This window comes from Kitasatospora sp. NPDC008050, assembly GCF_042957465.1.
In the GTDB taxonomy this organism is placed as follows: domain Bacteria; phylum Actinomycetota; class Actinomycetes; order Streptomycetales; family Streptomycetaceae; genus Kitasatospora.
In genome coordinates this window covers 57,600-81,506 of record NZ_JBIBIJ010000003.1, presented here as the reverse complement: position 1 = coordinate 81,506, position 23,907 = coordinate 57,600, and the positions used below count along the sequence as shown (strand labels likewise).

The 23,907-nt window shown below is 70.7% G+C and carries 25 protein-coding genes and 1 pseudogene; 11 read left to right on the top strand and 15 right to left on the bottom strand.

The genetic code is table 11. The features are described 5' to 3' along the window. Positions 1–45: 45 nt before the first annotated feature. The 6 genes from ACFZB9_RS07270 (at position 46) to ACFZB9_RS07245 (ending at position 5,909) form a co-directional block, all read left to right on the top strand. A complete protein-coding gene (locus tag ACFZB9_RS07270; RefSeq protein WP_391444469.1) occupies positions 46–615 on the top strand; it encodes a hypothetical protein in 570 nt (189 codons plus the stop codon). A gap of 160 nt (positions 616–775) precedes the next feature. Further along, positions 776–1,192: a hypothetical protein gene (locus tag ACFZB9_RS07265; RefSeq protein WP_391444467.1), complete on the top strand. Its 417-nt coding sequence runs from the start codon at positions 776–778 to the stop codon at positions 1,190–1,192. An 804-nt stretch (positions 1,193–1,996) separates the two neighbouring features. After that, positions 1,997–2,755 (top strand): hypothetical protein, encoded by a 759-nt coding sequence (locus ACFZB9_RS07260; RefSeq protein WP_391444465.1) that lies wholly within the window; start codon positions 1,997–1,999, stop codon positions 2,753–2,755. A 58-nt stretch (positions 2,756–2,813) separates the two neighbouring features. Then, a complete protein-coding gene (locus ACFZB9_RS07255; RefSeq protein ID WP_391444463.1) occupies positions 2,814–3,350 on the top strand; it encodes an ImmA/IrrE family metallo-endopeptidase in 537 nt (178 codons plus the stop codon). 4 nt (positions 3,351–3,354) lie between these two features. Beyond that, positions 3,355–4,704: an MAB_1171c family putative transporter gene (locus tag ACFZB9_RS07250; protein WP_391444461.1), complete on the top strand. Its 1,350-nt coding sequence runs from the start codon at positions 3,355–3,357 to the stop codon at positions 4,702–4,704. Next, positions 4,701–5,909, top strand: coding sequence for a cytochrome P450 (locus tag ACFZB9_RS07245; protein ID WP_391444459.1), 1,209 nt, complete (start codon positions 4,701–4,703; stop codon positions 5,907–5,909). Before ACFZB9_RS07250 ends, ACFZB9_RS07245 begins: the two co-directional genes overlap by 4 nt. A gap of 83 nt (positions 5,910–5,992) precedes the next feature. Here the strand turns inward: ACFZB9_RS07245 and ACFZB9_RS07240 are convergent, their stop codons facing one another. From ACFZB9_RS07240 to ACFZB9_RS07230, 3 genes are all read right to left on the bottom strand, one after another. Further along, the gene (locus ACFZB9_RS07240; protein ID WP_391444457.1) at positions 5,993–6,289 is read right to left on the bottom strand and encodes a hypothetical protein; all 297 of its coding nucleotides are present in this window, start codon (positions 6,287–6,289) and stop codon (positions 5,993–5,995) included. 5 nt (positions 6,290–6,294) lie between these two features. Then, on the bottom strand, positions 6,295–6,963 hold the full coding sequence (locus ACFZB9_RS07235; RefSeq protein ID WP_391444455.1) for a hypothetical protein: 669 nt from the start codon (positions 6,961–6,963) through the stop codon (positions 6,295–6,297). Between the two features lie 98 nt (positions 6,964–7,061). Then, positions 7,062–8,966 (bottom strand): APC family permease, encoded by a 1,905-nt coding sequence (locus ACFZB9_RS07230; protein WP_391445172.1) that lies wholly within the window; start codon positions 8,964–8,966, stop codon positions 7,062–7,064. 585 nt (positions 8,967–9,551) lie between these two features. On the opposite strand from ACFZB9_RS07230, the gene ACFZB9_RS07225 reads away from it, so the two are divergent. Next, complete coding sequence (locus ACFZB9_RS07225) at positions 9,552–10,145, top strand: DUF5994 family protein (protein ID WP_391444453.1); 594 nt, start codon at positions 9,552–9,554, stop codon at positions 10,143–10,145. 88 nt (positions 10,146–10,233) lie between these two features. Here ACFZB9_RS07225 and ACFZB9_RS07220 read toward each other — a convergent pair whose 3' ends face one another. From ACFZB9_RS07220 to ACFZB9_RS07195, 6 genes are all read right to left on the bottom strand, one after another. Then, positions 10,234–11,457, bottom strand: a complete 1,224-nt coding sequence (locus ACFZB9_RS07220) for a PP2C family protein-serine/threonine phosphatase (protein WP_391444451.1) — start codon at positions 11,455–11,457, stop codon at positions 10,234–10,236. Between the two features lie 668 nt (positions 11,458–12,125). Further along, positions 12,126–12,977, bottom strand: a complete 852-nt coding sequence (locus tag ACFZB9_RS07215) for a right-handed parallel beta-helix repeat-containing protein (RefSeq protein ID WP_391444449.1) — start codon at positions 12,975–12,977, stop codon at positions 12,126–12,128. Between the two features lie 149 nt (positions 12,978–13,126). Then, the gene (locus ACFZB9_RS07210) at positions 13,127–13,570 is read right to left on the bottom strand and encodes a hypothetical protein (protein WP_391444447.1); all 444 of its coding nucleotides are present in this window, start codon (positions 13,568–13,570) and stop codon (positions 13,127–13,129) included. Positions 13,571–14,011: 441 nt separating this feature from the next. Beyond that, entirely contained in the window at positions 14,012–14,383 is a 372-nt protein-coding gene (locus ACFZB9_RS07205) for a CBS domain-containing protein (RefSeq protein ID WP_391444445.1), read from the bottom strand. A gap of 142 nt (positions 14,384–14,525) precedes the next feature. Further along, positions 14,526–16,094: a DEAD/DEAH box helicase gene (locus tag ACFZB9_RS07200; RefSeq protein WP_391444444.1), complete on the bottom strand. Its 1,569-nt coding sequence runs from the start codon at positions 16,092–16,094 to the stop codon at positions 14,526–14,528. Positions 16,095–16,461: 367 nt separating this feature from the next. Continuing rightward, positions 16,462–16,665 (bottom strand): cold-shock protein, encoded by a 204-nt coding sequence (locus tag ACFZB9_RS07195; protein ID WP_030918248.1) that lies wholly within the window; start codon positions 16,663–16,665, stop codon positions 16,462–16,464. Positions 16,666–17,175: 510 nt separating this feature from the next. On the opposite strand from ACFZB9_RS07195, the gene ACFZB9_RS07190 reads away from it, so the two are divergent. Continuing rightward, on the top strand, positions 17,176–17,403 hold the full coding sequence (locus tag ACFZB9_RS07190) for a hypothetical protein (protein ID WP_391444443.1): 228 nt from the start codon (positions 17,176–17,178) through the stop codon (positions 17,401–17,403). Positions 17,404–17,552: 149 nt separating this feature from the next. On the opposite strand, the gene ACFZB9_RS07185 is transcribed toward ACFZB9_RS07190, so the two are convergent. Next, positions 17,553–17,876 (bottom strand): PRC-barrel domain-containing protein, encoded by a 324-nt coding sequence (locus ACFZB9_RS07185; RefSeq protein WP_391445171.1) that lies wholly within the window; start codon positions 17,874–17,876, stop codon positions 17,553–17,555. Positions 17,877–17,990: 114 nt separating this feature from the next. Here ACFZB9_RS07185 and ACFZB9_RS07180 point away from each other — a divergent pair. Beyond that, positions 17,991–18,059, top strand: a pseudogene (locus ACFZB9_RS07180) (hypothetical protein); the annotation flags it as partial. Positions 18,060–18,142: 83 nt separating this feature from the next. On the opposite strand, the gene ACFZB9_RS07175 reads toward ACFZB9_RS07180, so the two are convergent. Genes ACFZB9_RS07175 through ACFZB9_RS07165 form a run of 3 tightly spaced genes read right to left on the bottom strand, consistent with a single transcriptional unit; the run spans position 18,143 to position 20,745 of the window. Then, a complete protein-coding gene (locus ACFZB9_RS07175) occupies positions 18,143–19,156 on the bottom strand; it encodes an NAD(P)/FAD-dependent oxidoreductase (protein ID WP_391444441.1) in 1,014 nt (337 codons plus the stop codon). After that, a complete protein-coding gene (locus ACFZB9_RS07170; RefSeq protein WP_391444439.1) occupies positions 19,153–19,674 on the bottom strand; it encodes an isoprenylcysteine carboxyl methyltransferase family protein in 522 nt (173 codons plus the stop codon). Before ACFZB9_RS07170 ends, ACFZB9_RS07175 begins: the two co-directional genes overlap by 4 nt. Positions 19,675–19,680: 6 nt before the next feature. Further along, entirely contained in the window at positions 19,681–20,745 is a 1,065-nt protein-coding gene (locus ACFZB9_RS07165; protein WP_391444437.1) for a type III polyketide synthase, read from the bottom strand. 80 nt (positions 20,746–20,825) lie between these two features. Between ACFZB9_RS07165 and ACFZB9_RS07160 the strand changes: the two genes are divergently transcribed. Continuing rightward, positions 20,826–21,716 (top strand): UbiA family prenyltransferase, encoded by an 891-nt coding sequence (locus ACFZB9_RS07160; RefSeq protein ID WP_391444436.1) that lies wholly within the window; start codon positions 20,826–20,828, stop codon positions 21,714–21,716. 192 nt (positions 21,717–21,908) lie between these two features. Here the strand turns inward: ACFZB9_RS07160 and ACFZB9_RS07155 are convergent, their stop codons facing one another. Next, on the bottom strand, positions 21,909–22,259 hold the full coding sequence (locus ACFZB9_RS07155) for an NAD-dependent epimerase/dehydratase family protein (protein ID WP_391444434.1): 351 nt from the start codon (positions 22,257–22,259) through the stop codon (positions 21,909–21,911). A 420-nt stretch (positions 22,260–22,679) separates the two neighbouring features. Between ACFZB9_RS07155 and ACFZB9_RS07150 the strand changes: the two genes are divergently transcribed. After that, positions 22,680–23,246 (top strand): hypothetical protein, encoded by a 567-nt coding sequence (locus ACFZB9_RS07150; RefSeq protein WP_391444432.1) that lies wholly within the window; start codon positions 22,680–22,682, stop codon positions 23,244–23,246. Positions 23,247–23,342: 96 nt separating this feature from the next. Here the strand turns inward: ACFZB9_RS07150 and ACFZB9_RS07145 are convergent, their stop codons facing one another. After that, positions 23,343–23,903: a nuclear transport factor 2 family protein gene (locus tag ACFZB9_RS07145; RefSeq protein ID WP_391444430.1), complete on the bottom strand. Its 561-nt coding sequence runs from the start codon at positions 23,901–23,903 to the stop codon at positions 23,343–23,345. Positions 23,904–23,907: the final 4 nt, after the last annotated feature.

Sequence of the window (23,907 nt, the reverse complement as noted above, 5' to 3'; positions counted from 1 at the left end):
CTGCCGTAGAACCGATGACATCAACCCCTGGCACAAGGAGAGAGCATGAAGAAAGCAGGGATTGCCGCGATGGCGGTCGTCGCACTGGGCCTGGCGGCGTCGGTCACGACCGGCACCGCGAGCGCCGCCCCCGGCTCCGACTCGCCCTCGTTCGCCGCCGAGGGCCGGACAGCTGGGCTGACGCCCACTCAGATCAGCGAGCTCCAACAGGAGGTGGACGGCTATCTGGCCACCACCGGGGGGCGTCAGGTGGCCCTGAACGAGGTCGCCCTCACCAGTGGCAGCACCCTCCTGCTGGCGATCCCGGGCGAGACGTACGCCAGGGACCTGAACAGCGCCGCCGTCTCCCATGCCGGCTGCCCGTACCACTACTTCTGCGGCTGGAAGGGCACGAACGCCACGGGCGACCAGTGGGACATCTCGGTGTGCGGCGTGCTCCAGGAGATCCCCAACGGATGGGACAGCGGCGGCTCGTGGGAGAACAACCAGACCCCGGGGCTGGTGGCCTCCTTCTACAACAAGCAGAAAGCCTGGCTCTCCGACACCCCTCCGGCGCACTACGGCCCGGTCAACGGCAACTGGCACCCGGTCTGGTACGTCCAAGCGTGCTACTGAGCAGCTCGCTTCGGCCCGGGTTGTCCGGCGTCCAGCCACCGACACCGGACAACCCGGACCTCGTAGAACAGAGAACGCCGCCGACGGCGTGACCCCCAAGGACGGGGCCCGCCCGGCCACCCCACACTCGGAACGCCAATCAGAAACGAGAGGTTCGATCATGGCAACACGCGGCAGGACCACACTGCGGACGCTCGCCGTGGCCATCGCCGGCACCGGCCTCCTGCTGGGCACCGTGGCGAGCGCGCAGGCCACGGCTCCCCAGCAGGAGCACCCCCTCGACAGCACGCTCAGGGGCTCCACCAGCTTCCACAACTGCTACGCCGCCATGTACTCGGAGGTGAACAGCGTCGGCAACCTCGTCGTCCAAGGAGTCTTCGCCCTCGGCGTGAGCGACCGCGGGCACGCCTGCCAGGCGTACCTGCGCCGCAACGGCGCGCAGCTCTCGGGCACCCACCTCGGCTACCCCATCTCGCAGAGCACCGACTGGTACTACGACGGGTCCCCCAACACGGCGGAGGTCTGCGTCGGGGATTTCATCTACACCACTTCGTATTCCTGCAGCACCCCCTGGTGACCGGCCGCCGCGCCTGACATCAGCACGAAAGGCCGCCACGGCGCCGGGGGGCTTCGTACGTTGGGCGGCCGTCTCGGCCCGGACCTGCAGGACCTCGCCCCCGGCCGCGCACCTGCTGCGCACTCTCCACCATGATCAACCCTCGGCCGTCACCACTCGCTGGGGCCTGCGCCCAGGACCCTGGCGGTGAGGCTCGCCAATTGCGTCCGCCCCTGAGTCCGCCCCTCACCCTCACCCTCGCCCTGATCGCTCTGATCGCCTGGGAGATCTCCATGGAGTCACCCTGTCGGTTCCGGTACGTTGCTGCGACAGCATTTCGAGCCGTCGGCCATCCGGAGCATCAGCTGATCGAGGGTGATCCCGGCGTTCCCACAAGCGCCTTGACCGGCCGGTGCTGGGCTTCGACCTGGTTGAAGTCCGGTTCGACCGCGCCAGGGCCCCTCCCGGCGGACGGCATGGCGGGCAGGTCGGCAACCGGCTGCCCGGGGCGGTGGGTGATGGCCACGCGGTCGCCCTGGCAGTGCGGGCTCCTGGCAAGGGGCAGGCTGATCCCGCGCCTTCCGCCCGCGATGAGCACGGAGCAGTTCATGGTGGTGATCTTCCGGTTGGCGTAGGGGGCGGCAGGCTGCTGGTGGTGTCGTGCGGGGCTACTGACAGTTGGTCGACGACTTCGTCGATCGTGCATACCCCGGGCAGGCCTTGTCAAGGATATTTGAGACCGGCGAATGCCCAGGTGACGGAGCGTCAACTATCTTTGATTTTGTACACTATGCCCTCACGTCCATGAATGGAGACACAAGGCAGATGGCCGAGGAGAGCATGGCCTACCGGGCGACCATCGCGGAGAAGCTGGACCACCTGATGCGGACCGGCCATCCCGAGGGGGCCGGGCCGCGGAGCTACGAGGCCGTGGCACTGGCGAGCCAGGAGCACGCGAGGCTCCACGGCGGCCCGACCGTAAGCCGCCAGACAGTGTTCAATCTTCGCAACGGCAAGCTCGCCAATCCGAGCATCAACAGCCTCCAGGCGCTCGCCAACGTCTTCGGCGTTTCGGTCGAGCACTTCCTCAAGGGCGACAAGGGCGACAAGGGCGACAAGGGCGACACCAAGGGCGACACCCGCGCTGAAGCCGTCGCCCCGGACACGCCGGCGCCCGGCGCGGAGGCCGTCCTGCGGCGGTTGGACACCCTTCTCGGCGCGCTGCAGCCCGAGGCGACCACCGCGCCGCGCACCGACGAGGACCGCGCCGGCATTATCGCCACCTGGGGCGGCCGCATCTCCAGCGAGCACCTTGCCGTTCTGCGGTCCGGGCGGTGGGACGAACGGTTCCGCGGGCCCCTGCGCGACTTCGCCGAGCACATCGGGATCCCGTCCGACTATTTCGTCGACGACAAGACGGCTGCAGCCGCCTCCCCCGACCTGGGCGTGCTGACCGCCCTCAAGCAGTTAGGCGCCCGGAGTATAGCGATGCGCCGCGTCGCCGAGCTGCCGGACTCCGCTCTGCAGGCACTTGTTCCGGTCCTCGAGCACCTCAGCCGACAGGGCCCGCGTCAGCGGATGTAGCGAGGTTGGCATGCGGTTTGTTCAGTGGAAGGACGCCGACGGTTTAAGGGGACCGGAGATGGACGGCACGGAGCTGCGAAGGCATTGCGCCGAGGTGGTGGCTCGGATCAGGATTCCGAGCCCGTTCGACATCAACGCATTGGTCGACGCCGTCGAGTGTCGGCGCGAGCGGGAGATCTCCCTCGTGGCCATGCCGCTGCCCGTGCAGCCGGGGAGCCCCTGCGGGCTGTGGGTGGCAACCGACCAGGTCGACTACGTCCTGTACCACCGGGACACCAGTAAGGCCCACCAAGAGCACATCGTCATGCACGAGTTGGGGCACATGCTGCTGGGGCACGGCTCCACCGACGCCGATCAGGACGAGGCGTCGAAGCTGCTGATGCCCAACCTCAAGCCGGAATTCGTCCGAGCGGTGCTCGCCCGCTCCGTCTACACCAGCGAGGAGGAACGGGCCGCCGAGCTCGTCGCCTCGCTGCTTCCTCTGCAGGTCCGCCGCAGAGGCGGCCCCGCGCCGGAGCGGTCGGTCAGCCCCGGCGCGGCGAACCTCGTCCAACACCTCGGCGCTGCCTTGGAGCGCAACTCAAGAAGGACTTGACCCCGTGTTGCTGCTCACTGTCGTCTACGGCGTTCTCTCGGTCATCACCTGGGCGGCGTTCGTCTACAAGGTCCGAGACCTGATAGGTAATTGGCGCAACCGCGAACTGCAGCTGCTGTGTCTGGCGATCGCGACCTTCGCCGCGCCGTTCGTCCTGGCGTCACCGCACGTCTACATCCTGATCGACCGGGTCCTGGGAGTACCCAACATCGCCTCGCTGATCATCTACATCTGCGTGGCGATCTGTCTGACCTCCTTCGTCGCTCTGCTGGTCTCCTGGTCCTCCGCCCAGGCCAGGCTCCGGGCACGGCACTGGGTCGGACTGGGTTACTCGCTGGCGACACTCGTCATCATGACGGTCTTCTTCTGTCTGGGGGACACCGGTTCCGTCGAGCACCCCATCGACTTCGACGTCACCTTCGAAGCGGTCCGCTACGTCGACCTGTTCCTGCTCAGCTACCAGCTGCTGTTCACCCTCTCGATGGGAATGCTCGTCGTGCTGTGCCGACGCTACGCGGCCATGGTCGAGCGCCCCTGGACGCGACGCGGCCTCAGGATCGTCACCGCGGGCGCTTGGTTCGGTCTCGGCTACTGCGTCCCGAAGGTCGTCAACACGGTCTGGGACCTGTTCGGTTCCTCGCCTCTGCACGTCGTCAGCAGCATCGTCGCACCGCTCTCCGCCAGCGTTTCCGCGGCTCTGTTCAGCCTGGGATTCACCATGCCCGCCTGGGGCGCCGGCGTCAGCCGGATACAGGACCTCACCGCCGTCTACCGGTCCTACCAGCGCCTGTACCCGCTGTGGCGAGACCTCGCGGTGGCCTTCCCGGAGCTCGTCCTCATGTTCGCTCCGACCGAGCGCACGAAACGCTGGTCGCTGCGCACCGCGCACCGCGTGTTCGGGCGCCAGGTCATCGAACTCCGCGACGGCGGCATCGCGCTGCGGCCGCACACCGATCCCGACGGAGACCTTGACCCGGTCCCCACGCTCAAGGACCTGGAACTTCTCGTCACCCGCCAGCAGGTGGAGATCCGCGACATCCAACTCCGGCTGCGCCCTCACTACACCGAAGCGGTCTGCGCGGCGGTCCGCGAGCTGGCGCAGCACCGGAAACCCGCGGCGGACGACATCGAAGCCGTCGTCGAGGCAGCCCAACTGGCCGTGGCCCTCCACGCGCACAACGCCGGCTCCCCCGCACCAGCTCTCGCGGTCAGCGGGATCGACGACCCGGCTGGTGGAGACCGTGCGGAAGAACTCGCCTGGCTCGTCAAGGTAGCCGCGGCTTACGGCAGTTCTCCCATCGTGTCCGATGTGAAGGCGCGCTTCGCCGCTGCCGACGCCGGAGTATCGGCATGACGCGGCCCGAGCCGAGCGCCGACACCGCCGAGCCCGAGCTCTTCGGAACCGCGTTGCTGCACGACCCGCACGGCGGCTACAGCCGCCTGCGCGAGCAAGGCCCGGCGCTGCGCACGACGACTCCTGACGGAGCGCCGGTCTGGCTGGTGACGCGCTACGCGGACGTGCGCGCCGGGCTGACGGACCCGCGGCTGTCGCTGAACAAGGCGACGGCCACCAGCAGTGGGCAGCACGGTGCTTCCATGCCCTCGGAACTCGACGCGCACCTGCTGAACATGGACCCGCCCGACCACAACCGGCTGCGCCGCCTGGTTGCTCCGGCGTTCACGCCGCGAAACATCGGCCGACTGCGACCGGCCGTCCAGCAGCGCACCGACGCGCTCCTCGACAGGTTCCAGGACGGCTCGGCAGACGTGATGTCAGATCTGGCCGCACCGCTGGCGCTCGGGGTCATCTGTGACGTGCTGGGCGTCGCCGAGGAGGACCGGCGCGACTTCCGCACCTGGACGAACACGTTGCGCTCGCCGGCTCCGGACGCCGCGCGTGCCTCCCGTCAGGCGCTCAAGGACATGCACGGCTTCCTGGCCGGGCTGATCACCTACAAGCGGTCCCAGCTGGGCGAGGACCTGCTCAGTCAGATGATCTGCGCGCGCGACCACGACGATCGGCTGTCGGAGGCGGAGCTGGTCGCGATGTCCTTCCTCCTGTTGTTCGCCGGCTACGACAACACCGCGAACCTGATCGGCAACACCGTACTGGCGCTCCTGACCCACCCCGACCAGCTGAACTCCCTGCGATCCGGCACTCTCGACGTCAGCCGGGTGGTGGACGAGGTCCTGCGGTGGAACAGTCCGTCCATGCTGGCCTCCAGGCGCTTCGCCCGTGAAGCGATCCAGATCGGTGACGTGCGGATCGCCGCAGGAGAACGGATCTGGATGTCGCTGGTGTCGGCGAACCGGGATCCGCAGGCGTTCGGCGACCCCGGGACGTTCAACGTCGACAGGCCGGAGAGCGGGCACCTCGGATTCGGACAAGGCCTCCACTTCTGCCTGGGCGCCGCCCTCGCGCGCCTTGAGGTCGAGATCGCCGTCCTCACCCTCGTGCGTCGCTTCCCTTCGTTGCGCCTGGCCGCAACCGCCGACCGGCTCGGCTGGTGCGAGTCATTCCGAAACCGAGGTCTGCTCGGACTGCCGGTCGTCTGGTGAGAGCCCGCCTGCCACGAATCCACCGGAGTCGGTGGCGGATACCACTGACTCCGGTGGAGGTGTGCCGTGCGTCCCGAACTGAGTCAGCCACTCACCCGGTTCGGGTCCGGGTCGGTGGACGGGGCCGGGCGCGGGATGAGGGCGGTGTCGAACTCGCCGAGTGGTCCCGGCGTGGTCTGGAACAGCCCGAGGGTGTCGATCACCCGGCCGCGCAACCGCATCGGGATCGCGTTGGCGACGACGAAACCGGCCGCCGCCACGTCGAGGAGTTCGACACACCGCTCGCACAGCTGTTGGAGGAACTCGATGACCCCGAAGTCGTCGGTCAGGGAGTTCGCGACCTCCACGAACACTTCGGTGAGTCGTTGCACGCGCGTCATGGCGATCAGTCCTTCTCTCCGCCGGACGGCGGTGTTGCCGCACCGTCGTCGTCCAGGCGCAGCCGGCAGTCGACGATGTCCCGGGAGACGTCGGTGATGGGCCGCCCGGTGCCGTAGGCGTGGGCACGCAGGCGTAGCAGGGCTCGGGGCAGGGGCAGAGCGAGCTGGACGCTGAGCATGCCGGTCGCCCGGTGGACGATCGCGTGCCGCAGCGCCCGGGGAAGCCCGTCGAGTGGCGGGGTGCCGGGCTGGGCCGGACTACCGCCCAGGTAGCGGGCCGTGAGCGCGGAGGCGAGGACGAGGGCGTCGCCGGCCTGCTGGTGGCCGAGCGGTCCGGTGGCACGGCGCAGGGCGGTCAGTACGCCGACTCGGATGGCGCCGATGGCCAGGGGAAGCAGAAGACGGCCCGGATGGGCAGAGCGGAGGTCTCGGTGCTCAGGGTGGGCCAGCGGTCCGGGCGGACGCGGTCCAGATCCGGCACGCAGATGGTCGAACCGGTGCGGACGGCGTCGTGGCCCGGGCCTTCGCCGAGGGTGAACTGGAGGTCCTCGAAAGGTGCGGGCGGTCCGGTCGGAGCAGCCGAGCAGTTCGCTCCGGCCGGCGCCGGCGAGCAGGCCGATGGTGAGGCCGTCCACGCCCAGGGCGTGCGCGGCGGCCCTGGTGAGGCCGGTCAAGGAGTCGGATCGTGGGTGTTGCGGCTGTCGCGCGGTACCGGTCTGCGGGCCGGCTGTCCACCACGCCCTCCTGCCCGTGGGCGTCGTCCCGGCGGGTGCTACACGTGGAACGGGACGGTGGTGATGACGATCTTGGGCAGCGGCCGTAGCGCTCTGCGCAGGCGGGGTGCGAGGCGGTTGTGCAGGAGCCGGTGGCGCCGGTGCCGTACGACGATCTCCGGGAGGATGACGGTCAGGGTCAGGCCCGGGCGCTGGTGATGGAGGGACTCGATGTAGTTGACCAGCGGGGCGACGGTCGCGCGGTAGGGGGAGAGGAGGATCTTGAGTGGTAGGTGGTCGCCCCACAGGTTCCAGTACTCGCGGAAGCGTTGGGCCTCCTCCGCGCTGAGGCTGATGTGCAGGGCGAGAACGGGCTGCCGGAGTGAGGCGGCGTAGGCGAGGGCGCGCATGCCGGCCAGATCCAGTGCGGCGATCGGCACGATCAGCAGGGGGTGGATCTCCTCGGGAGTCTCCTCGCTCTCCGTTTCCGCTGCGCTCTCCGCTTGCGCCGCGCTCTCCGTTTCCGCGGCGGTCTCGGACGGTGCCCGCGGTGCCGGGCCGGGTGCGGGCGCGGCGGTCGGTGTCGCGCCGTTCTGCGAGCGTGGCGGTGTGATGGTGCGACTGGGGACCTCGACGGCGTGGGGGTGCAGGGCGAGTGCCGTGGTGACCAGGTCGTAGTGGTGCCGGATCCTGGTCGTCACCAGGATGAACAGTCCCACGGTGAGCGCCGCGAACCAGGCGCCCTGGGTGAACTTGGTGATCGCGGCGGTGATGAGCACGATCGCCGACAGCAGCGCTCCGATGGCGTTGAAGGTCAGGCTCTTGCGCCAGTGACGGTCGCGCAGACGCCACCAGTGCACGACCATGCCGGTCTGCGACAGGGTGAAGGCGAGGAAGACGCCGACGGCGTAGAGCGGGATCAGTGGTGCGGTCTTGCCGCCGAAGGCCGCGTAGATCGCGGCCGCGGTGGCCGAGAGCAGGACGATGCCGTTGCTGAAGGCCAGGCGGTCGCCCAGGCGCAGGAAGATCCGTGGTGCCTGGTTGTCGCGGGCCAGCAGGTAGAGGACGCGGGGGAAGTCGTTGTAGGCGGTGTTGGCCGCCAGGAGCAGGATCGCGGCCGTGGTGGCCGGGGTGAGGACGTAGCCGAAGCCCGAGCCGAAGGTGCGGTGGGCCAGCTGGGACAGGACCGTCTCCTGCGCGTCGGGGACGACTCCGTCGAGGTGGACCAGTGCGACCGTGCCGGCGAAGAGCGTGATGAGCAGGCCGACCATCCAGGTCAGGGTCGTGCGGGCGTTGCGCCACTCGGTCGGCTGGAAGGCCGGGACCGCGTTGGAGATCGCCTCGATGCCGGTCATCGCCGTCGAGCCGGAGGCGAAGGCGCGCAGGACCAGGAGCACACTGACACCCTCGGTCGACGTCAACTGCGGTGTCGCGCTCGGTTGGAACCCGCGGCCGGCCGAGTCGTACAGCCCGACGGCGACGAGGGCGAGGACGGTGAGGACGAAGGCGTAGGTCGGCGCGGCGAACAGCGCGCCCGCCTGCCGCACGCCGCGCAGGTTCCCGGCGAGCAGCACGGCGATCACAGCGAGGCCGATCGGCACGACGTCGCCACGGAGCGAGGGGATCGCCGAGGTGACCGCCGCCATGCCGGAGGCGATCGAGACCGCGACCGTGAGGATGTAGTCGGTCATCAGGCCGGCGGCTGCCGCCAGTCCGGGAAGACGGCCGAGGTTGGCGGTGGCGACGATGTACGAGCCACCGCCGTGCGGATAGGCACGGATCGTCTGACGGTAGGACACCCCGACCGCGAGCATCAGGAAGGCGATCGTCGCGGCGATCGGCACCGAGTAGCGCAAGCCGGCGCCGCCGGCCAGGACGAGGACGGCCAGCATCGCCTCCGGCCCGTAGGCGACCGACGAGAGCGCGTCGGCGGAGAGCACCGGCAGTGCCACCAGCTTGCGCATCCGCTCGCGCGCGATCGCGGTGCTCCGCAGCGGAGCCCCGAGCAGCACGTGCCGCACCGTGGCACCGATGCGGCCGAGCCGAGACGTCAGGGTGTCCTCGCTGGTCGCCTCGCCGGGCGGCGGTGGTCCGCCGACCGTGGCCACCCGCACGAAACGACCGAAGCCCACCGGCTGGACCTCGGAAGGAGCGGGGTAACGACCGAACTCGGGATCCACGGGCAGCGCACGGCGCCACGCCTGAGGATCCCCGGCCACCCGACCCCACTCACGGCCCACCCGGCGCAACACCGCGAGCTGCTCCTGGTCGAGTGCCGGCAAAGGTGCGTCAGGGCTGGGCGTACCGCCCTCCGGGGCGCTGCTGTTGCCGTCATTCTCCGTATTCGACACGACACACAGTGTTACGCATGGCGCCCCTCGATGAAGCAAGGCGCCCGCCGGGCCGCCAGGTTGCTCCGCCCGGGCCTTGCGCGGAGTAACCTGGAGACTACCGAAGGCACCTCGCATGCCGGCTCCGGACACTGGCGTCGTCTCCGGCGAACGGCTCTGCCGGCTCCCGTTTCGGGAGCCGGGGACAGGTCCTTCATCATGACTGTGACTCTCGATCGTGCGACTGCGATGCGATCCGCGGATTCCGCCGCCCGGTTGTCGCTTGCGCCCGACGGCGTACGGCCCGGCCGCCTGGATGGCGCCTGGTGGCCCCGCTCGCGTGACCTTCTTCTCGAAATCCCATCCCTGGCCGCGGAGTTGGACAAGCGGTGGAGCCGGCTCACCCGGATCATCGTGAACCCGGCGCAGTGGCTGGCCATCCCGCGGCAGATCCCGGTCGTCGGGCACACCGTGCACGTGGGCTGGTTCGACGAGGAGCAGAACCAGGACCTGGTCATGGTTCGTTCCTACGACCCGCTGCGACTCGAGCTGCTGGTCGTCCCGCCGTCCACGGACGCCGTCGAAGCGGCTCGGCTGATGGCCCAAGCGGCCGACCCGACCAGTACCCGCACCGCACATGCGCTGATCGCCGCTGGGAGCGACGGCGCGGCTGGGACCGACGGCGCCGCGGGGCGGGGAGCCCGCTCGGGCTTCCTGCCGTCGACCGCCAACGCCGCCGGCGGCTCCGACGGGGCCACCGACCGCGCGCGCGTCGCCCGGGCCCGGGCGGCCGCGTGGCCCGAGCCGGTGTAGCCAGGCGGGGTGGGAGTCCGGCCGTTCGGTGGGGTCGGAGCGGATCGGCGCCACCGGGGAGGGGAGCCCCGGTGGCGCCGGGTTGCCGTCAAGGCCGGACCGGTGACAGGTCCGGCCATGTCGGGCTGTCAGCAGTGCCGCCGCGCCATTCGACCAGGAACAGGCTCGCGTCATCGCTCGTGGTCCCGCCCCGCTCGCGCATGAGGGCATGGGAGAGGCTTCGCACCGCCTGCCGCACGGCGCCACCGGTGGGCCCGACGCGTTCGATCGTTTCGAACAGGCGTTTCTCGCCGAACTGCTCGCCGCCGGCCTGGTGTTCCTCGACGACACCATCGGTGTAGAAGAGCACCCGGTCGCCCTGCCGAAGCTGCCGGGCGCTGATCTGCGGTGTGGCGCCGCCGAAGCCGACCGGCAGGGTTCCTGGGCTCTCCAGGGTCTCGATCACCCGGTTGTCGCGGATCAGCAGCGGCGCCGGGTGGCCTGCGTTGACCCATTGCAGCCGACCCGTTCCGATGTCCAGTCGCATCATCTGTGCCGTGACGAACTGGTCCGGGCCGAACTGCTTGTCGATGGCGGTGTCCATGAACGTGTACAACTCGGCGAGTCCGACACCGGCGCGGCGCGCGTGCCGGTAGGCGCCGACGGCGACGGTCGCCAGCACGGCGGCGTTCAGGCCGTGGCCCATCGCGTCGATCATGGCCAGGTGCAGGATGTCGTCGTTCAGGGCGTAGTCCAGGCTGTCGCCGGCGATGTTGTAGGCGGGCTCCAGGATTCCGGCGACGGAGACCCGTGGGGTGTTCATCGACAGCGGGGGCAGCAGCGACCACTGGATCTCCGCGGCCACGCTCATCGGCTCGCGGCGCCGGGCCTGGAAGAACCGGTCGGTGTAGCCGTTCTTGGTGGCCAGCATGTCGGCGACCAGTGCGGCCAGACGCCGGAGCAACCGCCGGTCGTCATCGTCGACGGTGTCGAGGGTGACGGCGAGCACCCCGAGTTCGTCGCTCCCGTCCAGCAGCGGAAGGAACACCCGGGTGCCGTCGGCCTGTGGGTGCTCGGCCGGGGCGGCACCGACGAAGACCGCGCCGGCCCGGGAACCGTCGATGGGCACCGGATCCCCGGTGGCGAGTCCGCTGCCCGTGAGCGGTACCAGCATGTGCTGGCCGTAGTCCTGAAGGAGGATCGAGACCTCCCGGCCGCCGACCGCCCGCACCGCTGCCGCCACCAGCGGGCCGATGTGCTCGGGCGGCAGCTCGTGGGCCTGGTCCAGCAGCCACCCCAGCAGCCGCTCACCGAATCCTTCCGACCGGTCCACCACAACAGCCCCGCGCTTCTCTCGTGCGCATTCCGCGATCGGCACCCGGCCCCTGCGGCGGACTTCGGCCGCTGCTACCTGACGATGCTGCCTGCGCGTGGTCGGTCAGTGCCGCACCACTGCTCCTGTTTCAGCATCGCACCGGTTTCCGGTACGCGATACCCGCACCGTGTGGATCACGGCACCGCGGGATCCGGGTCCCGACCGGATCCCGGTCGCCGAAACCCCTGCCGAGACGCGTGGGGTGCCGGGCTGCTCCCACGATGGACCGGTGAATTCCCCGCTTCATCCGAGCGGGGGTGCAGCAAAATTGCGAACGGACATTTTTGACAGCACAATTCGTGCCGGGCTGCCATGAATTCCGGTCGTGCGGAGTATGCTGGAATGTGCCGGAGGACTTACCGGCAGAGCGATTCTGGGAGGTGCATATGAAACTCGGCAGGACAGGATCGCTGATTCTGCACCTCGCGACCGCGAAATTCTTGCCCGGCTGTTCAGCGGGAATCAAATAGAATCCCCACGTGGTGTGCGGAGCGCAGGCTCGACCCTCCGCCCCGATCGGCGTTCACGCTGGTGGGCAGGCCGTTTCCGCAGAGCTGCGGAGGCGGCCTCTTGGCGGTCCCGTGCCGGTTCGTGCAGCGGGCTCCGGTCTCAGCGCGGTTGGTGGATCAGCCGACGCAGCCGGGTACCGAGGGGGAGCTGCCGACGCAGTTGTTGGGGGTGTTTCCACTGACCGGCGTCGTGGTGAGCGTCATGGTGCCGTTCTGCCGGTAGATGCCGCCGGCCGTCGTGGTGGCGTGGTCGGCGCTGACCTGGGTGCTGGTCAGTGTGGTGGCGGTGGAGTCGACGGCCGCGATGCCGCCGCCCTGGGAGGCGGAGCTGTTGCCCGCGTTGATGAAACTGCTGGTGGTGGTGAGCGAGCCGCGCAGGCCGTTGTAGATGCCACCGCCCTGGCCGGTGGCGTTGTTCCCGGCCACGGTGCTGTTCGTGAAGGTCGCCGTCGCGCCCTTGAGCGGGGCGATGATGTCCTCGTTGGCCAGGCCGCCGCCCCTGCCGTGGGCGGTGTTGCCGGTCAGGGCGCCGGCCGTGAGGGTCACCGCGCCGTAGTTGAGGATGCCGCCGCCGTCGGTGGCGGCGGAGCCGTTGCTGAGGGTGACGTTGCCCTTGAGGGTGAGGCCGGCGCCCGCGGCGACCTTGACGATGCGGAAGGCGGCCGTGCCGACCGCCGTCGAGCGGGTGATGGTGTCGTTGTCACCGGTCAGGGTGATGGCGGTGGTGATGATCGGCAGCGCGTTCGCACCGTCGGTGTCACTGCTGTGCGACGAGGAGATGGTGTAGACGCAGTTGGTCGCGAGGACGACGTTGCCCCCGCCGGCGCTGTTGGCGGCGTTGATCGCCGCGACCAGGGCCGTCTCGTTGCAGGCCACGGCCGCCTGCGCGTGGGTGGGGACCAGCGCGGCCAACGCGGCGGTCAGGACGAGGGACCCGGCGAGGACCGGGATGGTGCTGATGCGTCGCATGACGTTCCCATCGGTTGAGGCAGACCCCCGTCTTCGTGCGGTGGTGCCCGCTGCGGTTGCGGTCCGCGCGAGCGGGCCGAGCCGGGCCAGGTCGTGGAGCGCGTGCATCACGACCCGGCCTGCCGGCCGAGCGGTGCCGGGCGCCTGCCTCAGATGGTGGGGGTCGTCGGCACCGTCGGCGCCGCGCAGGCCGTCACGGCGGCGACGCTGGCCGTGGCGGCGGTAGTGGCCGCAGCGGCGGCAGCGGTGGAGGAGGTGACCGCGGCGGCTTCGGCGGCGGCGGCGCTGGTGGCGGCCGCGACCTCGGCGGCGGCGTTGGGCGGCACGGCCTGGCTCGCCGCGATGAAGATCTTGAGAGCGGCGGCGGCTGACGCGGCGTCGGCCTGCGCAGCGGCTGCCGCGGTGGAGGCGTTGGCGGCGTCGGCTGACGAGGCGACGGTGGCGGCCGCGCAGGTCAAGGCGTTTCTGTGGGTCTGACCGGTCGAGACCGAACTCGAGCTTTTCGTCGTGGTGTTGGCCTCGGCCGCAGCCGTGCCGCCGGCCAGCAGGGCGCCGACGACAAGCGCTGCGACGGCGATGCGATGGATCTTCATGGGGTCCCTGTTCTGGGAAGGGTGAGCTCACGCCTCCGGCAGCCCAGCCGGACACGGATGCCACGGTGACAGGAGCCGAACCGGCTCCCACCAGAAGAAGAGCACCGAACGGCCCGCCTGTCCCTTCGAACCCTTGCGCCGACGCACCGCATGCCGGACCGGAACTGCCCGACTTTCCGTGTGACTTGGCTGATCAGGAACGCGTGGGACGGTCCGGTACGGACCGTTCGGCGGTCCCCTCATCGGCGTAGCGCGCCTGCGCGGACGTGTCCGCCCGCTGCGCCAACTGCCCTTGCCCGCTTCGCGATAGGGCGCGAAAAGTCGGCATCACCCGGGGCCTGCGGGCAACTGTGCTGTGACTGGCGGCAGATCGCGAATGCCGGCGCGCCGCCGCCTGCGTCCGGGCCCAGCGCCCGTCCGGCAGGATCCGCCGGACAGTCCCTAGAGGCTGAGCAGGCCGATGGCGTGGCCGTCGTGGTCCACCACCGGCCACGTGTCCAGACCGCGGGAGCGCATGGCGGCGACCGCCTCGGTGGCGGGCATGTCGGCGGTGGCGAACGGGGCGCGGTCCAGGACGATGTTGCGCACCGCGGTGCGCTCGGTGTACCAGGACCGGGTCTGGAACGGCGCGAGGTGCAGGCGGGTCAGCAACCCGGCGCAGCGGCCGTCGTCGTCGCGGACCAGGAGGTGGTCCGCGCCGGAGCTCTGCAGGATGTCCATCGCCGTGTCGACCATGACATCGTCACTGATCTGCAGTTCCGGGTGATTCATGAGGTCGCCGACGGTCGCGGGGCGTTCGAGGGTGATGGTCATGGACGGACTCCTTCGTGTCTCTCCCGCCGGTGGCGGCGGCGGTCAGGGCGCTGGCGGTGGGAGGGGCGACGGCGCCCGCCGGAGCGGGCCCCGACGCCGGTTCGCTGCTGGTGAATCTCGTGGGTCCGGCCCGCGCACCGACCTACGCGGCGAGGGTGACGCGCCTGGGTGACGTGCCGCGGGAGCCGTTGGCGGTCTGCGGGTTGCGCCCGGCCTGGGCGGGACGGCGGCGGCGGTTACGGCTCGCGGAGGCGCTGCGGCGGGGCCGTTCGACGACGGGGTCGGGGATCACGACGGGGACGCCGGTGGGGACGCGGGCGCCGGTGATTCGCGCGAGTTCCTCGTCACCGGAGTGGATCCGGGTGGATGCGGGGGTGATGCCGGCGGTGGCCATCAGGCGGGTCATCTCGCGGCGCTGGTTGGGCAGCACCAGGGTGACGACGGTGCCGGACTCGCCGGCCCGGGCGGTGCGGCCGCCGCGGTGCAGGTAGTCCTTGTGGTCGGCCGGCGGGTCCAGGTTGACGACCAGGTCGAGCCCGTCGATGTGGATGCCGCGGGCGGCGACGTTGGTGGCGATCAGCGCGGTCACCTGGCCGTCGCGGAACTGCTCCAGGGTGCGGGTGCGCTGCGGCTGGGACTTGCCCCCGTGCAGCGCCGCCGCCTTCACCCCGCTCGACAGGAGGTACTCCACCAGGCGGTCCGCGCCGTGCTTGGTGTCGACGAACATGATCACCCCGCCCTCGCGGGAGGCGATGTGGGCGATCGCCGCGTCCTTGTCCCGGCTCTGCACGTGCAGGACGTGGTGCTCCATGGTGCTGACCGCCGCGGCCGAGGGGTCCACCGAGTGGGTGACCGGGTCCTTGAGGAAGCGCCGCACCAGCCGGTCGACGTTGCGGTCCAGGGTGGCGGAGAACAGCATCGTCTGGCAGCCTTCGGCGACCTGGTCGAGGAGCTCGGTCACCTGCGGCAGGAAGCCCATGTCGGCCATCTGGTCGGCCTCGTCCAGCACGGTGATGCCGACCCCGTCCAACTGGCAGTCACCGCGCTGGATCAGGTCCTTGAGCCGGCCGGGGGTGGCCACCACGACCTCCGCCCCGCGGTTCAGCGCCTGCGCCTGGCGGCCGATCGACATCCCGCCCACCACGGTCGCCATCCGCAGGCGCACCGCGTGTGCATAGGGGGTGAGCGCCTCGGTGACCTGCTGCGCCAGCTCGCGCGTGGGCACCAGCACCAGGGCCAGCGGCCGGCGCGGCTCGGCACGCTGCCCGGCGGTGCGGGCCAGCACGGCGAGGCCGAAGGCGATGGTCTTGCCCGAACCCGTACGCCCACGTCCCAGCACGTCACGGCCGGCCAGCGAGTTCGGCAGCGTCGCGGCCTGGATCGGGAACGGCGAGGTGACGCCCTGACGGGTCAGCACCGACAGCAGCGCCTTCGGCATGTCCAGCTCGTCGAACGACTCGACGGCCGGCAGTGCCGGGGTGGTGCTGACCGGCATCGCGAACTCGCCCTGCTGGGCAGAGCCCTGACGCCCTCCCCGGCCCGACGACCGCTCGGCGCCCGCTGAACGGGAACCGTGGAAGGCGCTGCCGCCGGAGCGGGGCCCGGAGCCGGTGCCGCGTGCGGAGCGGGATCCGTAGCCGCCGCCGGAGCGCGGGCCTTCGGCGGAGCGGGAGTTGGTGTTCTGGTACGAGGATCGACTGGAACGATTCATCGGAAAACCTTCCTCAGGGCGGCACGTCACGAGGAAGGCTCCGCGGCGCGGGGCGCCGGCGGAGACCCAAGGGAACGGGCCGGAAATGTGACGGGTGAAGCGTGGACGGTAGAACCGTGCGGCACGTCACCTACGGTCGGCGCTCACCGGCAGGGGCGGGAGCGAAGACCTCGAACCGTGAGATGTCACGGCAGGGCGCCGATCCGGACGCGGCGCTGTGCGTCTCGCGTCGGGATGGCAAGCCGGTGGCGGAGCCAGCGGGCCTGAGCGGCCGGGGGATGCGTGGTGGCGCAATGCCGAGGGGCCCGCACCGGGCATGTACGCGGTGCGGGCCCCTCGCTGCTAGGCGGGTGCCATGGCAGAAAAACTACAGCGGACGAATGTTCTCGGCCTGCGGGCCCTTCTGGCCCTGCGTGACGTCGAACTCGACCTTCTGGCCCTCGAGCAGCTCACGGAAGCCGTTGGCGTTGATGTTCGAGTAGTGGGCGAACACGTCAGGACCGCCACCCTCCTGCTCGATGAAGCCGAAGCCCTTTTCCGCGTTGAACCACTTCACAGTGCCATTAGCCATAAAAATCTCCTTCAAGGGGCTGTTCGGAGCGCGCACAGTGCGGGCTCCGAGTCGCCGCGATGAGCACCCACCCGGGGAAGAGCCGGGAAACAAAAATGCACCTGCGAAACATCAGCAGGCGCACACAAAGTTCATGGGAACCACTACTGCAACTAAGACGACTCTAGCAGGCCCCGGCCTGCAACGGTGGAATATTTCACCGCCGGTTTCGCGGCCGCCCTCCTCCTCGGCCGCCGCCCCGAGCCGTCGGTAACGCCAACACGCCGCGTGAGAAGGTCGGTTGAAGGGGTACGGTCGCGCTCCCTGTCCAGCGTCGCCGGTTCCGCAGCGCGGTGCGACAGGCCCGGGACGGCGCCGCGCGGGCTCCCGCCACGGCGGACCCGGTCGCGGGCAGTCACCGCGTGAACTGCCATCGGCAACAGCGAGGACACGATTCGAATGCCGACCCCATGCACATTCGAGTCCTGCCGAAGGGACCGCTCCCGCGATTTCCGGCGCATACTGCAAGGAATGACGAAATCAGCAGCAGTCCGCCGACCCCTGCCCACCAGCCCCTTCAAACCCCGGGTCGAGGCGCCACCCAAGCGGTTCGCCGTGGGCGACCGCGTCACCCACGACACCTACGGCCTCGGCCGGGCCATCGGGGTCGAAGGAGACAGCGACATCGCAGTACTGGTCGACTTCGGATCGCGCCAGGAACGCATCACCCAGCCGTACACCAGGATGTTCAAGCTCTGACCCCCGGGCGCCCCGGGTGCAGGCCCGGCGACGGCGATCAGGTAGACCAGTCCGTGCACGACGATGCCGACGAGGCCCAGCACGATCGCCACGATGACGACCAGCAGGAAGAGGACCATCACCTGCCTCCGTCACGGATCGGCGCGCGCTCAGCGGCGGGCGAGCTGGCGTTCGCCCGCGGCGCCGCTCTGGTAAGGCAGGCCGTAGTGCTGGAAGACGGCCTCCTCGTCCCCGGCGGGCAGGACGTCGTCGGTGCCGATCGCGGGGCAGTCCTTCACCAGCGACTTGGCGTAGGCCACCTTCACGTACCCGGGCCCGACCGACGCGCCTTCGAGGGGGACGAAGACCAGACGGTGGCGGGTGGGCAGGCCCACCTGCACGGTGGCCATGGCCGGCTCGTCGGTACTGGTGTCGACGTAGACCGCCTCCATCGTGCCGATCTTGTGTCCCTGGGCGTCGACGACGTCGTGCATGCGCCATTCACGAATGTCCTGGATCTGGATCACCGTCGTCCCCTTGCTGTGGTCGCCGGCCCGGGCAGGTTTCCGCACCTTCCAGCCTGCTCCCGCTCGCCTGCTTTCACCAGAGGCCGCCATGGCCTGTTCCACTGCTACGAGGCGTTCATCCACATCGTCGACTCGATGTTCAACCAGCACGCGGATCGTGACGATGCCGATCCAGTCCCCGCTGATGAGCACCATCGGCGAACTCGGCTCCTTGCGCGGCAGGGCCGTCATGGTCAGGTGAGGTGGTTGACCAGGGCGGTGAACAGCGCGGGAGCGCGGGTGGCCAGCGGGACGATCCCCGGGGCCAGCATCGAGCTGGCGCGGATTCGGACCAGCGCGTCGGTGAGCAGGCGGTGGCGCCGGGTGGACCGCCGCCATGCCTGTTCGTACGCCTGTGGTTGGTCGGCGCGCAGGCAGCGCACCAGGTGGGCGGCGCCGGTCAGGGCGAGGGAGATGCCCTCGCCGGTGAGTGCGTCGATGTAGCCGGCGGCGTCGCCGACCAGCAGGACCCGCCCGGCGACCCGGGTCCGGACCCGGCGGCGCATCGGTCCGGCGCCGCGCACGGCGGTGGCGGACTGGGTGGGCAGGCGGTGGTGGAGGGCGGGGAACGCGGTCAGCAGCTCATCGAACGGCAGGCGCTCGCCGGTGAGGATGGCCACGCCGATCAGGTCGGGGGCCAGCGGGGTGACGTAGGCCTCGCCGAGGGCGGACCAGTGGACCTCCACGCAGTCGCTCCAGGGCGCCACGGCGAAGTGCCGCCGCAGCCCGTAGCGCGGTGGCCGTGGGTCGGGGCGTTCCAGGCCGAGCTGCCGCCTGATGGGGGAGTGCAGGCCGTCGGCGGCGACCAGGTAGCGGGCGGTGAGACCGGCGGCGGTGACGCGGTCGCCGTGCTGGTGGATCGTGGTGACCTTCCTCGCCGGCATGGGCACGCCGAGGTCGGCCGCCCGGCGGAACAGGGCAGCGTGCAGGACGGTCCGCCGCACGCCCATGCCCACCTCGTGCCGGAACCTGGCCTCGGCGAGGTGCCGCTGGTCCAGGTAGCGGATGCCGTGGATCGGGTGTCCGTCGAGTGTCACGCCCAGCTCGGCCAGGGCATGGACGGCCCCGGGCATCAGGCCCTCGCCGCAGGCCTTGTCGATCGGGGCCGGGCGTGGTTCGAGGAGCACCGCGTCGAGCCCGGCCCGGGCGGCGTGGATCGCGGTGGCGAGACCGGCGGGTCCGCCGCCGGCGATCAGCAGGTCGATCATGCCGGCACCGGCGTGCAGCGGGTCAGGGCGGCGTTCTCGCAGCGCAGCCGGGTGGCGAGCAGCGGGAGGTCGAGCAGGGTGAAGGCGGTCGCGGTGAGCCAGGCGCCGTGGACGAGCGGCAGCGCGCCCCCCTCGGCGACGACGGCCAGGTAGTTGGGGTGGCTGAGCAGCCGGTAGGGCCCCGCGGTGACCAGCGGCAGGCCGGGCACCACGATCACCCGGGTGTTCCAGCGTGGTCCCAGGGTGGTGATGCACCACCAGCGCAGTGCCTGGGCGGCGATCGCCAGGGCGAGCATCGGCCAGCCGAGGGCGGGCAGGAACGGGCGCTGGGCGAGCTGGACCTCGGCCAGGCAGCCGGCCAGCAGCCCGGTGTGCAGCAGGACCATCACGGGGTAGTGGCCGCGCCCGTACTCGATGCCGCCGCGCGCCAGGCTCCAGGCCGCGTTGCGGCGGGCGACGGCAAGCTCGGCGAGGCGCTCGGCGGCGACCAGGAGGATCAGCAGGGTGAAGGGGGACACGAGGACCTACCAGCGCAGCAGGACGAGTTCGGAGCAGAAGCCGGGCCCCATGGCGAGCAGCAGGCCCGGCGTGCCGGGCGGTGGTGGGCGCAGCGCGAGGGTGTCGCGCAGGATGTGCAGCACCGAGGCGGAGGAGAGGTTGCCGACCTGGGCCAGCGAACGCCGCGTCAGTTCCAAGGCCTGGGCGTCCAGCCCGAGCGTTTCGCTCAGGGCGTCCAGGACCTTGGGGCCGCCCGGGTGCGCGACCCAGGCGGTGACGTCCGGCGGCTTCAGGTCGTGCTCGGCGAGGAAGGACCGGACGTCCTCACCGACGTGCAGGCGGACCAGCTCGGGCAGCTCGGCGCCGAGCACGATCTTGAAGCCGCTGTCGCCGATGTCCCAGCCCAGCGCGCGCTCCGTGCCCGGGTACAGCCGGCTGCGGGTGGCCACCACCTGCGGCCCGGGGAACTCCCCATGGCGCGAGTGATCCCGACCGACGGCCACCAGGGCGGCGGCGCCATCACCGAAGAGCGCGCCGGCCACCATGTTCTGCACCGAGGTGTCGGTGCGCTGCAGGGTGAGTGAGCACAGCTCGACCGAGAGCAGGACCGCGACCTGATCGGGGTGGCCCAGGAGGTAGTCGTGCAGCCGGGCGAGACCAGCGGCACCGGCGACGCAGCCGAGACCGAAGATCGGCACCCGCTTCACGTCCGGCCGCAGGCCCACGCGCCCGGCCAGTCGGGCCTCCAGCGAGGGCGCCGCGATGCCCGTCACGGAGGTGGAGATCACCAGGTCCACCTCCTCGGGCGCCAGGCCTGCCGCCGCGAGGGCGCCGGTCAGCGCCTGCTCGGCGAGCCCGACCCCGGCTTCGATGAACAGGTCGTTGGCCTGCCCGAACCCGCTCAACTCGCGGTAGTGCTCCAGCGGTAGGACCAGGTGACGGGTGCCGACCGTGGACGTGGCGTGCAGCCGCTCCAGGACACCACGCTGCGTGTCCGGCGGCGGGCACATCGCCGCGAGGGCCTCGGTGATCTCTCCCTGCTCGTACCGGTACGGCGGGAGAACCCCGTGGACGGCGGCGACTCTGGTCATCGGGCCAGCATAGGGTCGAACTGATGGTTCATCATGAAATGGCCGGGATTCGGTAGTTTGCCCGATCTAGGATCAGGGGCGTGCACACCGCCGGAGCCCAGCACCCGCCCGCAGCCACCGTCGTGGACGCGTCTCCCGGCCCGGGCGGGCCGGTCCGCGGGCTGCTGGCCGCCTCTCACGCCGCCCCGTCGATCGCCGTCACCGCTGTGATCACCGCCCTGGCCGCCGCCTCGGGGCGTGGCGTGGCGGGCAGCGTGCTGGTGGCCTCGGCGGTGCTCGCCGGGCAGCTGTCGGTGGGCTGGTGCAACGACCGGATCGATCTGCGCCGGGACCTGGCCACCGGCCGGGGCGACAAGCCGCTGGTGGCCGGCACCGTGCGCCCGCGGGTGGTGGCCGTGGCCGCCGGGTGCGCGCTCGCGCTGTGCGTTCCGCTGTCACTGGCGGGCGGCCTTGCGGCCGGCGCCGCCCACCTGGTCGGGGTCGCCGCAGCCTGGTCGTACAACCTGAGGCTCAAGTGCACAGCGATGTCCTGGCTGCCCTACGCCGTGGCCTTCGGGCTGCTGCCCGCCTTCGTCACCCTCGCGCTGCCCGGCCACCCCTGGCCTGCCGGGTGGGTGATGGCCGCCGGCGCGCTGCTCGGCACAGGCGCCCACGTCACCAACGTCCTGCCGGACATCGACGACGACCTGCGCACCGGCATCCGCGGCCTGCCCCAGCGCCTCGGCCCGCGACGCGCGCGGGTGCTGGCGGGCGTCCTGCTGCTCGCCGGGGCGATCGTCCTGGTCCTTGGGCCGACCGGGCCGCTCGGCACCGTCGGCTGGGGCTCGCTCGCCGTCACCGGCGTACTGGCGCTCGCGGTCGCGTTGCCGACCGGCGCCGACCCGCGAAGCCGGTTGCCGTTCCTCGCCACCCTCGCCTTGGTCGCTCTCGACACTGCGCTGCTCCTGCTGCGCGGTGCGGCTCTGACCTGACAAGGCGCCGCTGGGCGGTCACCCGACCCGGGCTGCCGGGATGCTCGCCTCCCACCCGTGGACCGGGCCGAGCCCTTCGGTGTCCGCAGGGCCTGACCGCGTCCCCCGCACGCGCGAGGAGGCGGGGGACACCGGGTTCCGCTGAGGGCCGGTCGGCCTTGGACGGGCTGACCGGCCCTCACCCTGTCGGCGTCAGTCCGTCAGCGTCCGCAGGAGGCGATGCTCCTCCTGCTCGCTGAGCCCCTCGCGGTCCTGGGGCAGGCCGCCGCGCAGGGCGTCGACCGAGAGGCCGACCACTTGGGGGTCGTAGCCGGCCACGTCGACGACCGCGTCCCAGCGGCGGTGGGACAGCGCGGACAGGTCACCGGTGCGGTCGCCGATGACGGTCTCGACCCCGGGGAACAAACCGGGGTTGGTGCGACCGCGGTTGAACAGGGTCACCTGGTGGCCGTCGGCCAGTGCGGCCTCGACGACGGCGCGGCCCAGGAAACGGGTACCGCCGAGAACGAGAAGACTCAGCGGTCGAAAGGTACTGCTGCGCATGGTGTGCGACTCCGGAAGGGATGCTGGGGTCCGGGCCGCGGCGGCATGGAGCCGACTCAGTCGGCGACCCGGATGAGGACATGGCGAAACTCGCTCACGGCACCCATAACCCCACCTCCCTCGGTCGCGATCGACGCCCGGCACTGTAGCGGCAGCCGTTCACCGCGCCCAGGGATTTTCTGCCCGCGCCAGGGCGGAGGCGGACACGCATGATCGGGGTGGGGCCCTGCGGGTTCGGGCCCGTGACCTGGTACACCCGGGCGTCCCCCAGTACCGCAGTGGGCCGAGCGGGTGACGCTGTTGCGCCGTCCGGGCCTGTCGGCTCGCTGAGCGGAGGGGTCCGGGCGGTGGGCGCTGACACTGGTCGGGTGCGCCTCGTCGTGGGGGCCCTGTGATGATTCGAGCGGAAGAAGTCCCTTGATGAAGCCTGTTATCGCAGCAGTTGCGGGTACTGCCGCTCTGGCGGCACTGGTGGTCGGCTGCTCCAGCAGCTCCAAGTCCACGTCGAGTGCTGCCTCCGCGTCGAGTTCCGCGTCCGCGGCCTCGACGGGCGCATCGGCCGCATCGGCCGGTGGGGCCGCCACGCTCAAGACCGCCGACTCGCCCGACGGGAAGATCCTGGTCGACGGGTCCGGCCGGACACTGTATGTGTTCGAGTCGGACACCACCTCGACCTCGACCTGCAACGGTGCTTGTGCGGCGGCGTGGCCGCCGGTCGTCACGACCGGAACGCCGAACTCCAGTGGTGTCACAGCATCCCTGGTCGGCACGAGCATGCGAGCGGACCACACGACCCAGGTCACCTACAAGGGGCACCCGCTGTACACCTTCGCCGACGACGCCAAGGCCGGTGACACCAACGGTCAGGGTTCCACGGCGTTCGGCGGGAAGTGGTACGTCGTCGGCCCCAGCGGCGATGCGATCACCACCACGGCCTCCACCCCTGCCGCCACGCCCAGCAGCACCTCGGGTGGCAACGGCTACTGACGCCGAAGTCCGGCCGCACCCCGCCCACTCGCGCGTCCGTCTCGCGCCGGACGGGGTGCGGCCGACGACGGTGGTGCCGTCGGATCAGGTGAGTCCTCAGGCCATCAGCTCGGGCGCGAAGTAGTCACGCAGTCGAGCGATCTTCCCGTCGCGGATGCGAAAGATCTGTACCAGCGAGACGGCCACGTCGTCTCCGTCCCCGTCGAAGACCGTGTCGATCTCGGCGATGAACACGTCGGGGTCGGCGGTGGTGTGCAGCACGTATCCGGACTTCTCGAGGTTCGGCGCCCGCTCGCTCTTCACCGGCTGCTCGTAGTACGCCGCCATCGCGCTACGGATCTCCTCGCGACCCACCAGCCTCCTGGGGAAGGCGGCGCCGGCAGGCACGAGCGGCGCCTCGAAGACACCGTCCGGGGTGAAGCTCTCGGCAAGAGCATCGGCATTGCGGGTGATGGCGCCGGCGTAGAGGTAGCTCTCGAAGATCTGCTGTGGTGTTCGGGACACGGTGGCCTTCCTGGAGTCGACTTGGAGGACCAGACAATCACAGGGACGCCACCGGCAACGGGGCTCCTGGAGGAGGACGTCGAGGAGCCGGCCGAGCACGGTGGCCCGGCCCGGTTCGGGGTTGGCCAGCTCGTGGGAGAGCAGGGTGATCACGGTC

What these genes read in the sequence shown, in the direction of transcription:
- ACFZB9_RS07240 (WP_391444457.1), bottom strand. Translation starts at nt 6,289, where the DNA reads ATGACGCGCGTGCAACGACTCACCGAAGTGTTCGTGGAGGTCGCGAAC.
- ACFZB9_RS07205 (WP_391444445.1), bottom strand. Translation starts at nt 14,383, where the DNA reads ATGACCATCACCCTCGAACGCCCCGCGACCGTCGGCGACCTCATGAAT.
- ACFZB9_RS07175 (WP_391444441.1), bottom strand. Translation starts at nt 19,156, where the DNA reads ATGATCGACCTGCTGATCGCCGGCGGCGGACCCGCCGGTCTCGCCACC.
- ACFZB9_RS07255 (WP_391444463.1), top strand. Translation starts at nt 2,814, where the DNA reads ATGGACGGCACGGAGCTGCGAAGGCATTGCGCCGAGGTGGTGGCTCGG.
- ACFZB9_RS07150 (WP_391444432.1), top strand. Translation starts at nt 22,680, where the DNA reads ATGAAGCCTGTTATCGCAGCAGTTGCGGGTACTGCCGCTCTGGCGGCA.
- ACFZB9_RS07225 (WP_391444453.1), top strand. Translation starts at nt 9,552, where the DNA reads ATGACTGTGACTCTCGATCGTGCGACTGCGATGCGATCCGCGGATTCC.
- ACFZB9_RS07185 (WP_391445171.1), bottom strand. Translation starts at nt 17,876, where the DNA reads ATGCACGACGTCGTCGACGCCCAGGGACACAAGATCGGCACGATGGAG.
- ACFZB9_RS07200 (WP_391444444.1), bottom strand. Translation starts at nt 16,094, where the DNA reads ATGAATCGTTCCAGTCGATCCTCGTACCAGAACACCAACTCCCGCTCC.
- ACFZB9_RS07260 (WP_391444465.1), top strand. Translation starts at nt 1,997, where the DNA reads ATGGCCGAGGAGAGCATGGCCTACCGGGCGACCATCGCGGAGAAGCTG.
- ACFZB9_RS07195 (WP_030918248.1), bottom strand. Translation starts at nt 16,665, where the DNA reads ATGGCTAATGGCACTGTGAAGTGGTTCAACGCGGAAAAGGGCTTCGGC.
- ACFZB9_RS07165 (WP_391444437.1), bottom strand. Translation starts at nt 20,745, where the DNA reads ATGACCAGAGTCGCCGCCGTCCACGGGGTTCTCCCGCCGTACCGGTAC.
- ACFZB9_RS07270 (WP_391444469.1), top strand. Translation starts at nt 46, where the DNA reads ATGAAGAAAGCAGGGATTGCCGCGATGGCGGTCGTCGCACTGGGCCTG.
- ACFZB9_RS07155 (WP_391444434.1), bottom strand. Translation starts at nt 22,259, where the DNA reads ATGCGCAGCAGTACCTTTCGACCGCTGAGTCTTCTCGTTCTCGGCGGT.
- ACFZB9_RS07215 (WP_391444449.1), bottom strand. Translation starts at nt 12,977, where the DNA reads ATGCGACGCATCAGCACCATCCCGGTCCTCGCCGGGTCCCTCGTCCTG.
- ACFZB9_RS07190 (WP_391444443.1), top strand. Translation starts at nt 17,176, where the DNA reads ATGACGAAATCAGCAGCAGTCCGCCGACCCCTGCCCACCAGCCCCTTC.
- ACFZB9_RS07245 (WP_391444459.1), top strand. Translation starts at nt 4,701, where the DNA reads ATGACGCGGCCCGAGCCGAGCGCCGACACCGCCGAGCCCGAGCTCTTC.
- ACFZB9_RS07210 (WP_391444447.1), bottom strand. Translation starts at nt 13,570, where the DNA reads ATGAAGATCCATCGCATCGCCGTCGCAGCGCTTGTCGTCGGCGCCCTG.
- ACFZB9_RS07230 (WP_391445172.1), bottom strand. Translation starts at nt 8,966, where the DNA reads ATGCGCAAGCTGGTGGCACTGCCGGTGCTCTCCGCCGACGCGCTCTCG.
- ACFZB9_RS07265 (WP_391444467.1), top strand. Translation starts at nt 776, where the DNA reads ATGGCAACACGCGGCAGGACCACACTGCGGACGCTCGCCGTGGCCATC.